A 15,959-nucleotide genomic window follows, 5' to 3' on the forward strand; every position below is an offset into this window, starting at 1 on the left:
TTCCGGGTCGCCCAAGGAGGCGCTAAACCTGCCCCATGGCAGAGCACCCTCACATTCCCCGCATCCTGGTCGTGGACGATCACCGCGAGATCCGCGACGCGGTCGGCCGGTACCTGGAGAAGAACGGGCTGAGGGCGACCACCGCGAAGTCGGCGGCCGAGATGGACGAGCATCTGCGGAGCGGACGCTTCGATCTCGTGATCCTCGACGTGATGATGCCGGGCGAGGACGGGCTGTCGGCGGCGCGTCGCCTGAGCGCTGCGGGCGGCCCACCCATCCTCATGCTCAGCGCGCTGGCGGAGGAGACCGACCGGGTGGTCGGGCTTGAGATCGGCGCGGACGACTATCTGGTGAAGCCCTTCAGCCCCCGCGAGCTGCTGGCCCGGGTGAAGGCCATCCTGCGCCGCAGCGAGCGGCCCGAACCGCTGGCAGGCGCCCTTGGCGGGCGCAAGCTGGCCTTTGCCGGCTGGGTCCTCGACACCGACACCCGCCAGCTCGTGCATGAAACGGACGGACGGGAGGTCGCCCTCACCACCGCCGAATTCAAGCTGCTGGTGGCCTTTCTGGAGCGCCCCCGGTTCGTGCTCTCCCGCGACCAGCTCATGGACCTCACCAGTGGCCGCGGCACCGACGCCTTCGACCGCACCATCGACAACCAGGTCAGCCGCCTGCGCCGCAAGATCGAGGTGAACCCCGCCGAGCCGAAGATCATCACCACCATCCGGGCGGGCGGCTACAGCCTCGCCGCCGATGTGCGGGAGGCGAGATGAAATTCCCCCTCCCCCGCAGCCTTCTGGCCCAGGTGGCCCTACTTTCGGTGGCGGCCATGATCCTCGGCCAGATCGCCAGCTTCTGGCTGTTCACGGCGGAGCGGGGCGCGATCATCCGGGCGGATCAGCGGGCCATGGCGGCCGAGCACGCGACGCGGCTCGCCAGGCTCGTGGACGGGGCCCCCGCGCCCGTGCGCGGCGAACTGGTGGAGGCCGCCACCTCCCGCGCACTGCGCTTCGCGCTCTCCCCCGATCCTGCAGTCCCTGAGGGCCGTTCGGACATTGCGGTGGACTGGCCCGGCGCCCGCGCGCAAGAGGCCAGGGACACCTTTCATCGCGGCCATGGGCCACCGCCCCCCATGCGATGGCTGAGGGACTACGGCATCGCTCCGGCCGAGTTGCGCCTTTCGCTGCCGCTCTCGGATGGCCTCTGGCTCAACGCCGCCGCCCGGCTGGAGCGGCCCGGCATGCATCTGCCGCCGCAGGCGCTGGCCTCGACCCTGCTGACGCTGCTGCTGCTTCTCGGCGCGCTCTGGCTGGGGCTCAAGCGGATCACCGGCCCCCTGCGCAAGCTGGCTCAGGCCGCCGATGCGTTCGGGCTCGGCCCCGAGCCGCCGCCTTTGCCCCGTGGGGGACCGCGCGAGGTGCGCGCGCTCGCCGAGGCTTTGGCCCGGATGCATGAGCGGCTCTACAAGATGATCGGCGAGCGCACACGCATGCTGGCGGCGCTCGGCCACGATCTGCGCTCGCCCATCACCGCCTTGCGGCTGCGGGCGGAGATGGTGGAGGACGATGAGATCCGCGAGCGCATGGCCCTCATCCTCGACGAGATGCAGGAGATGACCGAGGCCACCTTGGCCTTCGCGCGCGGCGTGTCGGTGGCGGAGCCCCTGGAGCCGGTAGACCTGAACGGCCTCCTGGCAGATCTTGCGGCCGAGCTTTCCGCCTCGGGCCCGCCGGTCACCCTCGTTGTGTCGCCGCGGCACGTCCTCCCGCTCCGCCGGATGGCCCTGCGCCGTGCGCTACGCAACCTCCTGGAGAACGCCCAGCGCTATGGCGCGGGCGCGACAGTCGGGATCAGCCCTGCCGGGACAGAGACCTTCGTCACCATCGACGATGCCGGACCGGGCATTCCGGAGGCGGATCTGGAGCGGGTGTTCGATCCTTTCGAGCGGCTGGAGACCTCCCGCTCGCGCGAAACCGGCGGCGCAGGTCTCGGCCTTCCCATCGCCCGCGCCATCCTGCGCGCCCATGGGGGCGATGTGAGCCTGTCCAACCGGCCGGAAGGCGGGCTGCGGGCAACGGTCCGCCTGCCGGCGGCGAACCAAGGGGCCAAGGCTCGGGCGAACGCGTCGCGTGAGCCGTAGACGTCTCTCCCCGCCGCGCACCAGCCGATCCAGACGAGGGCGAGGACCGCGAGAGCGAGCCAGGGCAACAGCGGAGATGCGGCGTCTGCGCCAGCCCGAGGACGCCAAGCTGAAGTGGATTGTGGCGAAACTGTTGCGGGACCAGGCGATGTTGCAGGACGGCGTACCCCGTCAGACCAGCGAGCCATGCCAAGACCGGTCATTCAGGTTCGTCGATGAGCGGATTTGGCCGAGCGAACCGATGCAAGGCTTCCACATCCCCAACATGGATCGAGGAGCCGGCGCTAGATACACCCAAATCCTTTAGCGTTGCGAACGCGCGAGAAAGATTTTCTGGCGTCATTCCGAGCAGAGAGGAGAGTTTTCGCTTTTCAAAATCAAGCTCAATGATGCTTTCTGTACGAGAATGCGCCATGTTCTGGATCAGCCAATTGGCAAGGCGCTCTGCGCCGGTGCGCAGCTTTTGATTTTTCAATTCCTTTATGGTGCAGCGATAGCCGCGCGCGAGCTCTGTCACCACGGCGGTCCTGAAGCCGGCATCGGCCCCCAAGGCGGAGCGCACATGCTCGGCCGGAATCATGAGCAACTGGGATTTGCCCAGCGTTCTGGCCGATTGGAGGTAAGCCTGATCGTTGAGGACCGCTGCCAGAATGAAGGTCCCCATCGGGCGAACCAGACTGATCGTGGTCTCCCGCTCGCCATCGGCCGCGAACATCTCCACCAATCCGTCCACCACCACGTGCAGGAAGTCGGCCCGGTCGGCTTCGTTGATGATGGTGACACCTGGGGGAAAGCGTTGAAGAAGGCCAGTCCGCATCATTCTGGCGAACGTCTCCTTCTTTGCCTCCCGAAACAAGGGGAGGTGCCTGATGGCATCGGCATCCTCGGGCTTCATTCTTTCCTCACCTGCGGCGGAGCGAGAGACAATATCCCGACAATTGATCAATATCAATCGTTGAGACATATAAAATCAAATAAAGAACATTCAGATGTCTATTCTTCATGAAGCGAAATCGTCCCATCGTCATCATCTCAGTTCATTGCATTGAAGCTGATACAAATCAAAGAAGCCGGTAGCTTGATCAGGCAGTTTGCTGGCGCACGACGCAGCCGTGCTTTTGCAACGGGCGAGATCAAGCCATGCAACCCATTCGAGACGTGAGCGCCGCGGACCAGCGGACCTCCCTCGCCATGAGCACCGTCGCCTTCACCGTATGCTTTGCGGTGTGGACGATCTTTTCCATCATCGGCATCCGCATCCGCCAGGACCTGGGGCTTTCGGACACCCAGTTCGGCCTTCTGGTGGGAACGCCCATCCTCACCGGCTCGCTCATCCGCGTGGCGCTGGGCATCTGGACCGACCGTTACGGCGGGCGCGTGGTCTTCAGCCTGACCATGCTTGCAGCAGCCCTCGCTACCTTCCTCCTGACCTACGCCACCACCTATCCGCAATTCCTCCTCGCCGCCCTCGGCGTTGGCATTGCCGGCGGTTCGTTCGCGGTGGGCGTCGCCTATGTCTCGCGCTGGTACCCGCCGCAGAAGCAGGGCACGGCCCTGGGCATCTTCGGCGCCGGCAACGTGGGCGCTGCCGTCACCAAGTTCCTCGCCCCCTTCGTCCTCGTCGCCTATGGCTGGCAGATGGTGGCTCAGGTGTGGGCGGCGGCGCTGGTGGTGATGGCCATCGTGTTCTTCTTCACCACCAAGGACGATCCCGTGCTGGTGGAGCGTCGCCGCCTCGGCGTCCGGCCGAAGAGCGCGTGGCTGGAGCTTGAGCCGCTCAAGAATATCCAGGTCTGGCGCTTTGCCCTTTATTATTTCTTCGTGTTCGGCGCCTTCGTCGCGCTGGCCCTGTGGCTGCCCCAGTATCTGGTGAAGGTCTACGGCCTCAGCATCACGAGCGCCGGCATGATCGCCGCCGCCTTCTCGGTGCCGGCCAGCATCTTTCGCGCCTATGGCGGGCATCTCTCGGACGTCTACGGCGCCCGGCGGGTGATGTACTGGACCTTCCTGGTCTCGGTGGTGGCCACCTTCATCCTGTCCTATCCGCCCACCGATTATGTGGTGCAGGGCATCCATGGCCCCATCGCCTTCCACATGGAAATGGGCGTGGTGGGGTTCACCGTCGCGGTGTTCGTGCTCGGCTTCTTCATGGCCCTGGGCAAGGCGGCCGTCTACAAGCATATTCCGGTCTACTACCCCAACAACGTGGGCGCCGTGGGCGGCCTCGTGGGCATGATCGGCGGGCTCGGCGGCTTCATCCTGCCGCTCATGTTCGGCGTGCTCAACGATTTGACCGGTCTGTGGACCAGTTGCTTCATGCTGCTGTTCGTGCTCGCCGCCGGTTCGCTGGCATGGATGCACCTTGCCATCCGCCAGATGGAGAAGGAGGCCACCGGCGAGACGCTGGATAAGCTGCCCGAGCTGCCGGAAATGCAGGGCATGCAGCCTGCGGCCGCCGCGGTCCCCGCCGCCGTGCGCGGCGCCATCCTCACCGACTGGCGGCCGGAAGACCCCACCTTCTGGCAGAAGACCGGCCGGGCGATCGCGCGGCGCAACCTGTGGCTCTCCATCCCGGCGCTGCTGTTGTCCTTCGCGGTGTGGCAGGTGTGGTCGGTGGTGGTGGCCAAGCTGCCGCTGGTGGGCTTCCGCTTCACCACCGACCAATTGTTCTGGCTCGCCGCTTTGCCGGGGCTGACCGGAGCGACGCTGCGCATCTTCTATTCCTTCATGGTGCCCATCTTCGGCGGGCGCCTGTGGACGACGCTCACCACCTGGTCGCTGATCATCCCGGCGCTGGGCATCGGCTATGCGGTGCAGAATCCGGATACGCCCTATGTGGTTCTGCTGATCCTGGCGCTGTTGTGCGGCTTCGGCGGCGGCAACTTCGCCTCCTCCATGGCCAACATCTCCTTCTTCTTCCCGAAGGCGGAGAAGGGCAATGCGCTGGCGCTCAATGCCGGCCTCGGCAATCTCGGGGTCAGCGTGGTGCAGTTCGTGGTGCCCCTCGTCATCACCATGGGCATCTTCGGCGGCCTCGGCGGCGAACCGGCCATGGTGAAGGCGGCGGGCGGCACGGCCCCCATGTGGCTGCAGAATGCCGGCTTCATCTTCGTGCCGTTCATCATCTTGTCCGCCCTCGGGGCGTGGTTCGGCATGAACGACATCGCCTCCGCCAAGGCCTCGTTCCGCGAGCAGGCGGTGATCTTCCAGCGCAAGCACAACTGGATCATGTGCTGGCTCTACACCGGCACGTTCGGCTCCTTCATCGGCTATTCGGCGGGCTTTCCGCTGCTCACCAACATCCTTTTCCCGGAGGTAAACGCCCTCAAGTTCGCCTTCCTCGGCCCCTTGGTCGGTGCGCTGGCGCGCTCCGGCACGGGCTGGCTTGCGGACCGCTACGGCGGCGGGCGCGTCACCATCTATGTGTTCGTGCTGATGATGGCGGGCGTATCCGGCGTGCTGTGGTCCATCGGCATGCGCTCCGAGCCCTGGGCGTTCTGGGCCTTCTTCGGCTCCTTCCTGGTGCTGTTCTTCGCCACCGGGGTGGGCAACGCTTCCACCTTCCAGATGATCCCGGCCATCATGGCGAAGGAAATGGACCGGCTGATGCCGGGAGCCGACGCCGAGACGCGGCGCCGGCAGGCGGAGAAGGAGGCGGCGGCCATCACCGGCTTCACCTCCGCCATTGCCGCCTTCGGGGCCTTCTTCATCCCCAAGGGCTACGGCTCCTCCATCGCCCTTACCGGCTCGCCCGAGGCGGCGCTGTGGGCCTTCCTCATCTTCTACGTGAGCTGCCTCGTGCTCACATGGGCCGTCTACACCCGCAAGGGCGGTCTGCTCCATGACGTCGAGCGCGGGATCACCCCGCGCCCCACCCACCGTCCGGCCACGGCCGCGTAACGGGAGGCAGGAAGAACATGTCCCATTTCCTTGACCGTCTCACCTTCTTCCGCCGCGAAACGGAGACCTTCTCCGACGGCCACGGCATCGTCACCCACGAGGACCGCTCGTGGGAGGACGGCTACCGGAAGCGCTGGCAGCACGACAAGATCGTGCGCTCCACCCATGGCGTAAACTGCACCGGCTCCTGCTCGTGGAAGATCTACGTCAAGGGCGGCATCGTCACCTGGGAAACCCAGCAGACGGACTATCCCCGTACGCGGCCTGATCTGCCCAATCACGAGCCGCGCGGCTGCGCCCGCGGCGCCTCCTACAGCTGGTATCTCTATTCCGGCGCGCGGGTGAAGTATCCGATGATCCGCGGCCGGCTTCTGAAGCTGTGGCGCGCCGCGCGGGCAAAGCTTTCGCCTGTGGCGGCCTGGGCCTCCATCGTGGAGGATCCGCAGGCACGCGCCTCCTACACCTCCATCCGCGGCCATGGCGGCCTGGTGCGCGCCACCTGGGACGAGGTGAACGAGATCATCGCCGCCGCCAACGCCTATACCGTGCGCACCCACGGGCCGGACCGGGTGGTGGGCTTCTCGCCCATCCCGGCCATGTCCATGGTCTCCTATGCGGCGGGGGCGCGCTATCTTTCGCTCATCGGCGGCGTGTGCCTGTCGTTCTACGACTGGTATTGCGACCTGCCGCCCGCCTCCCCCCAGACCTGGGGCGAGCAGACCGACGTGCCGGAAAGCGCCGACTGGTACAATGCCGGGTTCATCATCGTGTGGGGCTCCAACGTACCGCAGACCCGCACGCCGGACGCCCATTTCTACACCGAGGTGCGCTACAAGGGCACTAAGAGCGCCGTGGTCTCGCCCGATTATGCCGAAGCCACCAAGTTCGCCGACATCTGGCTGAACCCAAAGCAGGGCACGGACGCGGCGCTGGCTCTCGCCATGGGCCATGTGATCCTCAAGGAATATCACGTCGACCGGCAGGTGCCCTATTTCGACGACTACCTGCGGCGCTACTCGGATATGCCGTTCTTGGTCCGCCTAGTGGAGCAGAACGGGCATCTGGTGGCCGAGCGGATGCTGCGCGCGTCCGACCTGCCCGCGGCGCTGGGCGAGGCCAACAATCCCGAATGGAAGACGGTGGCGCTGGACGAGGCATCCGGCGATCTTGTCGCGCCGCTCGGCTCCATCGGCCACCGCTGGGGCGAGCAGGCGAAGTGGAACCTGGAGGAGAAGGACGGGAACGGCCGCGCCATTCGCCTGAAGCTGACGCTGGCCGACTGCGCCGACGAGATCGCGGCGGTGGATTTCCCCTATTTCGGCGGACGGGCGACCGAGCATTTCGTCGCCACCCAGCACGGCGAGATCCTCACCCGTAACGTGCCGGTGCGCACTCTGGCGGGCGCGGACGGAAGCGAAATGAAGGTCGCCACCGTCTACGACCTGATGATGGCGAACTACGGCCTCGACCGCGGCTTCGGCGGCGATCACGTCGCCACCACCTATGACGACGACGTGCCCTTCACCCCCGCCTGGGCGGAACGCATCACCGGGGTGAAGCGCGGGGCCATCGTCACCGTGGCGCGCGAGTTCGCCACCAATGCGGAAAAGACCAACGGCCGCTCCATGGTGATCATCGGCGCCGCCATGAACCATTGGTACCACATGGACATGAGCTACCGGGGGGTGATCAACCTCCTGGTGTTCTGCGGTTGCGTCGGCCAGTCCGGCGGCGGCTGGTCGCATTATGTGGGGCAGGAGAAGCTGCGCCCGCAGACCGGCTGGCAGCCCTTGGCCTTCGGCCTCGACTGGAGCCGCCCGCCACGCCAGCAGAACGCCACCTCCTTCTGGTACGCCCACACGGACCAGTGGCGCTACGAGACCCTGACCGCCGGCGAGATCCTCTCCCCCACCGCCCCGGAGGGGGACTGGAACCAGACCTTCATCGACTACAATGTGAAGGCCGAGCGCATGGGCTGGCTGCCCTCCGCGCCCCAGCTCAAGCAGAACCCGCTGGACATCGCCCGCCAGGCGAAGGCCGCCGGCCGGGAGGTGAAGGACTATGTGGCCTCCGCGCTGAAGTCGGGCGAGCTGGAACTCTCCTGCCACGACCCGGACCATGAGGCGAACTGGCCGCGTAACCTGTTCATCTGGCGCTCCAACCTACTCGGCTCCTCCGGCAAGGGGCACGAATACTTCCTGAAGCACCTGCTCGGTACCGAAAACGGCGTCATGGGCAAGGACCTCGGCGCGGAAGGCGCCGTGCGCACCAAGGAAGTCGTCTGGCATGAAGAGGCGCCGAAAGGAAAGCTCGATCTCCTGGTGACGCTGGACTTCCGCATGTCCACCACCTGCGTCTACTCGGACATCGTGCTGCCCACCGCCACCTGGTACGAGAAGAACGACCTCAATACCTCGGACATGCATCCCTTCATCCATCCGTTGTCCGCGGCGGTGGACCCGGCGTGGGAAGCCCGCTCCGACTGGGACATCTACAAGGGCATCGCGAAAGCCTTCTCGCAGGTCGCCCCCGAGGTGCTGGGCGTGGAGGAGGACACGGTCCTCACCCCCATCCTGCACGACACGGCGGGAGAGCTGGCGCAGGCCATGGACGTGAAGGACTGGAAAAACGGCGAAGTGGAGCCCGTTCCCGGCAAGACCATGCCGCAGGTCACGGTGGTGACGCGCGACTATCCCGCCACCTATGCCCGCTTCACCGCTCTCGGCCCGCTGATGGAGAGCATCGGCAACGGCGGCAAGGGTATCGCCTGGAAGACCGGACACGAGGTGGATGCGTTGCGCGCCCTCAACGGCGTGCATCGCGACGGCCCAGCTAAAGGCCTGCCGAAGATAGAGACTGACATCGACGCCACCGAGGTCATCCTCATGCTGGCGCCGGAGACCAATGGCGAGGTGGCGGTGAAGGCGTGGGATGCCCTCTCCAAGGCCACCGGGCGCGAGCACGCCCACCTGGCGCGGGCGAAGGAGGATGAGAAGATCCGCTTCCGCGACGTGCAGGCCCAGCCGCGCAAGATCATCTCCTCGCCCACCTGGTCGGGCATCGAGAGCGAGACGGTCTGTTACAGCGCCGGCTACACCAACGTGCACGAGCTGATCCCGTGGCGCACCCTCTCCGGCCGCCAGCAGCTCTATCAGGATCATCTCTGGATGCGCGCGTTCGGCGAGGGCCTCGTCACCTGGAAGCCGCCGGTGGACCTGAAGACCATTGTCGGCCACCGCGACGCGCGGCCCAACGGGCACAAGGAAATCGTGCTCAACTTCATCACCCCGCACCAGAAGTGGGGCATCCACTCCACCTACACCGACAACCTTCTGATGCTGACGCTGAACCGCGGCGGCCCGGTGGTGTGGGTTTCGGAGGATGATGCGCGCAGCGCCGGCATCGTCGACAACGACTGGGTGGAGGTGTTCAACGCCAACGGCGCGCTCACCGCCCGCGCGGTGGTCTCACAGCGCGTCATGCCGGGCATGATGATGATGTATCACGCCCAGGAAAAGATCGTGAACACGCCCGGCTCCGAGCTCACCGGCAACCGGGGCGGCATCCACAACTCGGTGACCCGCACGGTGCTGAAGCCGACCCACATGATCGGCGGCTACGCCCAACTGGCCTACGGCTTCAACTATTACGGCACCGTGGGATCAAACCGCGACGAGTTTGTCGTCATCCGCAAGATGAACAAGGTCGACTGGCTGGAAGAGCCCCTTTCGACCACCCCGGCGAAGGAGATGGCCCAATGAAGATCCGTGCCCAGATCGCCATGGTTCTCAACCTCGACAAGTGCATCGGGTGTCATACCTGCTCGGTCACCTGCAAGAATGTGTGGACCAGCCGCCAGGGTGTCGAATACGCCTGGTTCAACAATGTGGAGACCAAGCCCGGCGTCGGCTATCCCCGCGAATGGGAGAACCAGAAGAAGTGGAACGGCGGCTGGCGCCGCAAGGCGAACGGCAAGATCGAGCCGCGGATGGGCGCGAAATGGCGCATCCTCGCCAACATCTTCGCCAATCCCGACCTGCCCGAGATCGACGATTACTACGAGCCCTTCACCTTCGACTACGAGCACCTGCAAACGGCCAAGGAATCCAAGGCGTTCCCAACCGCGCGCCCGCGCTCGCTGATTTCAGGCGAGCGGATGGAGAAGATCGAATGGGGGCCGAACTGGGAGGAGATCCTCGGCGGCGAGTTCGAGAAGCGCCGGAAGGACGCGAACTTCGAGGGCATCCAGGCCGACATCTACGGCCAGTTCGAAAACACCTTCATGATGTACCTGCCGCGCCTGTGCGAGCACTGCCTGAACCCCACCTGCGCGGCGGCCTGCCCCTCCGGCGCCATCTATAAAAGGGAGGAGGACGGCATCGTCCTCATCGACCAGGACAAGTGCCGGGGCTGGCGCATGTGTGTCTCCGGCTGCCCCTACAAGAAGATCTATTACAACTGGTCTTCGGGAAAGTCGGAGAAGTGCATCTTCTGCTATCCGCGCATCGAGGCGGGCCAGCCCACCGTCTGCTCGGAGACCTGTGTCGGGCGCATCCGCTATCTCGGCGTGCTGCTCTATGACGCCGACCGCATCGAGGAAGCCGCCAGCGTCGAGGACGAGACGAAGCTCTACCAGGCCCAGCTCGACCTCTTCCTCGACCCCAAGGACCCCGCGGTCATCGCCCAGGCCCGCGCCGACGGCGTGCCCGATGCGTGGATCGAGGCGGCGCGCCATTCGCCCGTCTGGAAGATGGCCATGGAGTGGAAGGTGGCCTTCCCGCTCCATCCCGAATACCGCACTTTGCCCATGGTGTGGTACGTGCCGCCGCTCTCGCCCATCCAGAATGCCGCCGCGTCCGGCAAGATGGGGCTCGACGGCGAGATGCCGGACGTGCGTTCGCTGCGCATCCCGTTGAAGTATCTTGCGAACCTGCTCACGGCCGGCAATGAGGAGCCGGTCGCCCTGGCGCTGGAGCGCATGCTGGCCATGAGGGCCTATATGCGCGCCAAGACCGTGGACGGGCGCATCGACGAGGCCATTGCCACCAGGGTCGGCCTCACCGGCGCGGCCATCGATGACATGTACCAGGTGATGGCCATCGCCAATTACGAGGACCGCTTCGTCATCCCCACCGCCCACCGCGAATGGAGCGAGGACGCCTACGATCTGCGCGGGTCCTGCGGCTTCTCCTTCGGCAATGGCTGCTCCGGCGGCGACAGTGATCTCAACCTGTTCGGCAGTCCTTCCGCGAAGAAGGCCCGCACCCCGATGGAGGTGGAGTGATGGCGAGCGCATCCCCGAGCCTGACCTTCAAGGCGCTGTCCGCCCTCCTTGCCTATCCGGGCGAGGATCTGGCGGCCGCCGCGCCGGCCATCGCCGACGTGCTCGCGCTGGAAGGCCTTGTGGCAGCGCCGGAGCGCGCTGCCCTTGCCCCCCTCATCGCGGAACTGGCGCAGGAGGACCTGTTCGCTCTGCAGGAAACCTATGTCGGTCTGTTTGACCGTACCCGGCGCCTGTCGCTGCATTTGTTCGAGCACGTGCACGGAGAAAGCCGCGATCGCGGGCAAGCCATGGTGGACCTCGCCGGCATCTATGAGAAGGGCGGGCTCGTGCTCATCGCCAACGAACTGCCGGACTACCTGCCCCTGTTCCTGGAGTTTCTCTCCACCCGGCCCCTGACCGAGGCGCGGGGGCTGATGGCCGACATCGCCCACATCCTCGCGAGCCTCCAGGAGCGGCTCACGTCGCGCGGCTCCGCCTATGCGGCCGTATTCGCCGCGCTGCGGACGCTGGCGGCCGACGGGATGGTGGCCGCCCCATCCCCAGCACCTGCGGTGGATGAACAGGTGGACGACTTTGCCGCCCTCGACGCTGCCTGGGAGGAGACTGCGGTCACCTTCGGGCCCGGCGAGGGCATGGGCGCCTGCTCCGTGGACCGCTTCAGAACCCAGTTGCGTGCCGCCCAGCGCGACGCGCGCCACACCGTCGCTTGAGGGAGGGCGATCATGTCCCAGGCCATCAACGCCGCTCTGTTCGGCTGGTATCCTTATCTTTGCCTCACCGTGTTCCTGCTCGGCAGCCTGATCCGCTTCGACCGCGAGCAATACACCTGGAAGACCGGCTCGTCCCAATTGCTGCGCAAGCGGCAATTGCGCTGGGGCTCTAACCTGTTCCACGTGGGCATCCTGGTCATCTTCATCGGCCATGCGGGCGGCCTGCTCACCCCCATCTGGGTGTTCGATGCGCTGGGTGTGTCGCACAGCTTCAAGCAGGGGCTCGCCATCACGGCGGGCGGCATCGCCGGGGTGATGTGCTTTGTCGGCATCGCGCTTCTGGCTCACCGCCGGCTGTTCGATCCGCGCATCCGGGCGAATTCCAGCTTCGGCGACACCGCCATCCTGCTCCTTTTGTGGGTACAGCTGATGCTGGGGCTCTCCACGATCTTCATCTCGCTCCAGCACATGGACGGGCACGAGATGGTGAAGTTCATGAATTGGGCGCAGGGCATCCTCACCCTCCAGCCCTCGGCCGCCGCTTACGTGGCGGACGTCAGCCCCGTGTTCAAGGCGCATCTGGTGCTGGGCATGACCATCTTCCTGGTATTCCCCTTCACCCGCCTCGTGCACGTGTGGAGCGCGCCGGTCTGGTATCTCGGCCGCACCGGTTATCAGGTGGTGCGCACCCGTCTGCCGCGCCGCGCCGGGGTTCCCATGGCCGCGCGTGCGCCCATCGCCGCGGTGCGGCCGGCGGCCGCCCTTCCCGCCCGCAGCCCGGCGGAGTGAGCGCCATGACACAGGTTGCCGCCACCCGCGCCACGCGACCCGACGAAGTTTCGGTCAATGGCGTCATCATCTCCCGCGCCGAGATCGCGCGGGAGATCCAGAACCACCATGCCACCACGCCGGCGCAGGCCTGGCACGCCGCCGCCCGCGCTCTGGTGGTGCGCGAGCTGCTGCTGGCCGAGGCCGACCGCCTCGACATCGCCGCCCGGCCCGCCGCCCACCCGGACGGATCGCGCGAGACCGACGAGGAGGCCACCATCCGCGCCCTCCTGGGGCAGGAAGTGAAGGTGCCGACGGCAGACACGGCCACCTGCCGCCGCCATTTCGAGCGCCACCGCGCCAGCTTCCGCACCGACGACCTATTCGAGGTGGCGCACATCCTCATTCCCGCCGCCCCGGACGATGCCGGGGGCAGGGCCGAGGCGCGCGCGACGGCGCAGGCGCTGCTCGCGCAGATCCTTTCGGGCGAAGCCGCGTTCGAGGCGATGGCTCGCGCGCATTCCGCCTGCCCCTCCCGCGAGGTGGGCGGCAGCCTCGGCCAGATCGGTCGGGGGCAGACGGTGGCCGAGTTCGAGGCGGCGCTCGCGGCGCTGGCGCCCGGCATGGTGCATCCCGAGCCGGTGGAGACGCGCTACGGCTTCCACATCGTGCACCTCGCCCACCGCATCGACGGGCGCGATCTGCCGTTCGAGGCGGTCGAGCCGGTCATCGCCGGGCACCTGGAGCTGACCGCCTGGCACATCGCCGTGCGCCAGTACCTGAGCCTCCTGGTCGGGCGCGCGCAGATCCGCGGCGTCGCCATGGACGGGGCGGCCTCGCCCCTGGTGCAATAGGAGGCGCAGATGCTGCTCGGCACCCTCCTTAAGCAACTCCAGGACGGGCGGTTTGCCGAGGAGATCCTGTTCTCCCTCGGCGACGTGACCCTCGCGGCGCGGGCCGAGGCGGCCGGCGCCCCATTCGGCGAGGGCGCGGCGGACTATGCCGCCGCTGCCTGCGCCCGCTTCAGCAGTGGGGCTTCGGACGAGGACTGGCTCGCCCTCATGACCGCGCTGGAAAAGGGCACGGACCCCGCTGCCACCTGTCTGAGGGCCATGATGGAGTGGGCCCTGAAGGCCGATGCGTCCGCCGCCGCGTCGCAGGAGGGCGGCTGCGGGTGCGGCGGCACCGGCGGGTGCGGCGACCACGCGAATGAGGCGCACCCGGGAGGCGCCGATGGAGCGCCCTGATCCCGCAAGCCGGGCGCGCAGCTTGTCCGGCGCCGTGCTCGACGAGTTGTTCGACAACAATCTCGCCTGGGCCCATGCCAAGAGCGCGCAGGACCCCACCTTCTTCCGTCGCCTCGCCGAGCAGCAGGCACCCCGCTTCCTCTGGGTCGGCTGCTCCGACAGCCGGGTGCCGGCCAACGACGTGGTGGGCCTCGACCCGGGCGAGATCTTTGTTCACCGCAACATCGCCAACGTGATCCATTCCAGCGACATGAACATGCTGGCGGTGCTGGAATATGCAGTGGAAGTGCTGCGGGTGCGCCATGTCATCGTCTGCGGCCATTACGGCTGCGGCGGCGTGCGGCGCGCCCTTGAACATGCGGACGGCGCGGTGGACGGCGGCCTGGTGGACCACTGGCTTGCGCCCATCGTGGAACTTCACGCGCGCCACCGCCGGGCGCTCGATGCGCCGGGCCTCGCGGAAAGGCGGCTCGACCGCATGTGCGAGCTGAACGTGGAACTGCAGATCCGCCGCCTCGCCGCCACTCCCGTGCTGAAATCGGCCTGGACGCGCGGCCTGGACGTGACCGTCCACGGCTGGATCTACGGCATCGGCGACGGGCTGCTGCGCGACCTCGGCACCACCCTTTCGTCCTGCGCCGAGCTTGCCGCCTTGCGCCCCCTGGACACCCTGCTTGCTGCCCCGCAGGAACCCATGTCCGCCGCACGGCTCCACGCCATCGCCGCCTTCCTGGAACTGGACGTGGCCGACCTGAACGCTGCTGAACTGCCGGCCTGCGGCGATGCCTGCACTTGCGGCACCTTCCCCGCTGTCCCGGCGGTTCCGGCCGTCGCGCCACGGCGCGCCCACGCGGCCTTTGGCGCGCCGGCGGGCATGGAGGAGATCTGAACATGCGTCCGTCCCCGGCTCCTTGCGCCATGGTCGACCTGCTCGGCCGCCGCATCACCTATCTGCGTCTGTCGGTGACCGACCGCTGCGACCTGCGTTGCGTCTATTGCATGGCGGAGGACATGACCTTCCTGCCGCGCGACCAGGTGCTCTCCATCGAGGAACTGGACCGCCTCGCCAGCGCCTTCATCGCCATGGGCGTCACCAAGCTGCGCATCACCGGCGGCGAACCGCTGGTCCGCAAGGGCATCATGGACCTGTTCGGCGCCCTGTCGCGCCATCTCTCCTGCGGCGCGCTGAAGGAGCTGACGCTCACCACCAACGGCACCCAGCTCTCCCGCCACGCCGACGCGCTCGCCCGCTGCGGCGTGAAGCGCGTCAACGTCTCCCTCGACACCCTCGATCCCGCCCGCTTCCGCGCCATCACCCGCCGCGGCACGCTGGGGCAGGTGATGGACGGCATCCGCGCGGCGCGGGAGGCCGGGCTGAAGGTGAAGCTCAATGCCGTCGCACTGGCCGGGACCACCGAGCGCGAGGTGTTCGACCTCATCGGCTTCGCCCATGGCAACGGCATGGACCTCACCTTCATCGAGACCATGCCGCTGGGCGAGGTGGGCGCCGACCGCATCGACCAGTATCTACCGCTCGACCGGCTGCGGGCGCTGATCGAGACCCGCCTCGAACTCACCGACACTGCGGAGCGCACCGGCGGCCCGGCGCGCTACGCCCGGGTCGGGAGCACCGGCGGGCGCATCGGCTTCATCACGCCCATGAGCCATTCCTTCTGCGAGAGCTGCAACCGCGTGCGGGTGAGCGCCACGGGCGTGCTCTACACCTGCCTCGGCCAGGAGGACGCGGTGGGCCTGAAGACACCGCTGCGCGCAAGCCCGGACGACGGCCCGCTGCACGCGGCCATAGCCGGGGCCATCCGCGCCAAGCCGCGGGGGCACGATTTCGTCATCGATCGCGGCGGCGCGCCCGCGCTCGCCCGCCACATGTCGGCATTGGGCGGTTGAGGCGGTCC

General features: G+C 67.1%; 11 protein-coding genes and 1 pseudogene. 11 read left to right on the forward strand and 1 reads right to left on the reverse strand.

Going from position 1 to position 15,959, the window contains the following annotated elements:
- The first annotated feature begins 35 nt into the window (after nucleotides 1–35).
- Both V5F63_RS04770 and V5F63_RS04775 read left to right on the forward strand, forming a co-directional pair.
- The gene (locus tag V5F63_RS04770) at nucleotides 36–770 is read left to right on the forward strand and encodes a response regulator (protein ID WP_394101748.1); all 735 of its coding nucleotides are present in this window, start codon (nucleotides 36–38) and stop codon (nucleotides 768–770) included.
- Complete coding sequence (locus V5F63_RS04775) at nucleotides 767–2,137, forward strand: sensor histidine kinase (RefSeq protein ID WP_394101749.1); 1,371 nt, start codon at nucleotides 767–769, stop codon at nucleotides 2,135–2,137. The genes V5F63_RS04770 and V5F63_RS04775 overlap by 4 nt, the downstream gene beginning before the upstream one ends.
- A gap of 199 nt (nucleotides 2,138–2,336) precedes the next feature.
- Here V5F63_RS04775 and V5F63_RS04780 read toward each other — a convergent pair whose 3' ends face one another.
- Nucleotides 2,337–3,032 (reverse strand): cyclic nucleotide-binding domain-containing protein, encoded by a 696-nt coding sequence (locus V5F63_RS04780; protein WP_394040098.1) that lies wholly within the window; start codon nucleotides 3,030–3,032, stop codon nucleotides 2,337–2,339.
- A 245-nt stretch (nucleotides 3,033–3,277) separates the two neighbouring features.
- Here V5F63_RS04780 and V5F63_RS04785 point away from each other — a divergent pair, with 245 nt between their 5' ends.
- The 9 genes and pseudogenes from V5F63_RS04785 to moaA all read left to right on the forward strand — a co-directional run bounded on the left by V5F63_RS04785 (nucleotide 3,278) and on the right by moaA (nucleotide 15,951).
- A complete protein-coding gene (locus V5F63_RS04785; RefSeq protein WP_394083321.1) occupies nucleotides 3,278–6,037 on the forward strand; it encodes a nitrate/nitrite transporter in 2,760 nt (919 codons plus the stop codon).
- 17 nt (nucleotides 6,038–6,054) lie between these two features.
- Nucleotides 6,055–9,798: a nitrate reductase subunit alpha gene (locus V5F63_RS04790; RefSeq protein WP_394083323.1), complete on the forward strand. Its 3,744-nt coding sequence runs from the start codon at nucleotides 6,055–6,057 to the stop codon at nucleotides 9,796–9,798.
- The gene (narH, locus tag V5F63_RS04795) at nucleotides 9,795–11,321 is read left to right on the forward strand and encodes a nitrate reductase subunit beta (RefSeq protein ID WP_394083325.1); all 1,527 of its coding nucleotides are present in this window, start codon (nucleotides 9,795–9,797) and stop codon (nucleotides 11,319–11,321) included. Before V5F63_RS04790 ends, narH begins: the two co-directional genes overlap by 4 nt.
- A complete protein-coding gene (gene narJ / locus V5F63_RS04800; protein WP_394101750.1) occupies nucleotides 11,321–12,031 on the forward strand; it encodes a nitrate reductase molybdenum cofactor assembly chaperone in 711 nt (236 codons plus the stop codon). Before narH ends, narJ begins: the two co-directional genes overlap by 1 nt.
- Nucleotides 12,032–12,043: 12 nt before the next feature.
- On the forward strand, nucleotides 12,044–12,820 hold the full coding sequence (narI, locus tag V5F63_RS04805; protein ID WP_394083329.1) for a respiratory nitrate reductase subunit gamma: 777 nt from the start codon (nucleotides 12,044–12,046) through the stop codon (nucleotides 12,818–12,820).
- 5 nt (nucleotides 12,821–12,825) lie between these two features.
- Nucleotides 12,826–13,653: a peptidylprolyl isomerase gene (locus V5F63_RS04810; protein WP_394083331.1), complete on the forward strand. Its 828-nt coding sequence runs from the start codon at nucleotides 12,826–12,828 to the stop codon at nucleotides 13,651–13,653.
- 9 nt (nucleotides 13,654–13,662) lie between these two features.
- The gene (locus tag V5F63_RS04815) at nucleotides 13,663–14,046 is read left to right on the forward strand and encodes a hypothetical protein (protein ID WP_394083333.1); all 384 of its coding nucleotides are present in this window, start codon (nucleotides 13,663–13,665) and stop codon (nucleotides 14,044–14,046) included.
- Nucleotides 14,033–14,713: pseudogene (locus V5F63_RS04820) on the forward strand (carbonic anhydrase); the annotation flags it as partial. The gene V5F63_RS04815 and the pseudogene V5F63_RS04820, both read left to right, overlap by 14 nt.
- Nucleotides 14,714–14,937: 224 nt before the next feature.
- A complete protein-coding gene (gene moaA, locus V5F63_RS04825) occupies nucleotides 14,938–15,951 on the forward strand; it encodes a GTP 3',8-cyclase MoaA (protein ID WP_394083335.1) in 1,014 nt (337 codons plus the stop codon).
- Nucleotides 15,952–15,959 lie beyond the last annotated feature (8 nt).

This window comes from Xanthobacter wiegelii, from assembly GCF_043193855.2.
Lineage (GTDB): Bacteria > Pseudomonadota > Alphaproteobacteria > Rhizobiales > Xanthobacteraceae > Xanthobacter > Xanthobacter flavus_A.

Coding starts and splice junctions, on each gene's coding strand:
- V5F63_RS04770 (WP_394101748.1), top strand. CDS start 36: ATGGCAGAGCACCCTCACATTCCCCGCATCCTGGTCGTGGACGATCAC.
- V5F63_RS04775 (WP_394101749.1), top strand. CDS start 767: ATGAAATTCCCCCTCCCCCGCAGCCTTCTGGCCCAGGTGGCCCTACTT.
- V5F63_RS04780 (WP_394040098.1), bottom strand. CDS start 3,032: ATGAAGCCCGAGGATGCCGATGCCATCAGGCACCTCCCCTTGTTTCGG.
- V5F63_RS04785 (WP_394083321.1), top strand. CDS start 3,278: ATGCAACCCATTCGAGACGTGAGCGCCGCGGACCAGCGGACCTCCCTC.
- V5F63_RS04790 (WP_394083323.1), top strand. CDS start 6,055: ATGTCCCATTTCCTTGACCGTCTCACCTTCTTCCGCCGCGAAACGGAG.
- narH (WP_394083325.1), top strand. CDS start 9,795: ATGAAGATCCGTGCCCAGATCGCCATGGTTCTCAACCTCGACAAGTGC.
- narJ (WP_394101750.1), top strand. CDS start 11,321: ATGGCGAGCGCATCCCCGAGCCTGACCTTCAAGGCGCTGTCCGCCCTC.
- narI (WP_394083329.1), top strand. CDS start 12,044: ATGTCCCAGGCCATCAACGCCGCTCTGTTCGGCTGGTATCCTTATCTT.
- V5F63_RS04810 (WP_394083331.1), top strand. CDS start 12,826: ATGACACAGGTTGCCGCCACCCGCGCCACGCGACCCGACGAAGTTTCG.
- V5F63_RS04815 (WP_394083333.1), top strand. CDS start 13,663: ATGCTGCTCGGCACCCTCCTTAAGCAACTCCAGGACGGGCGGTTTGCC.
- moaA (WP_394083335.1), top strand. CDS start 14,938: ATGCGTCCGTCCCCGGCTCCTTGCGCCATGGTCGACCTGCTCGGCCGC.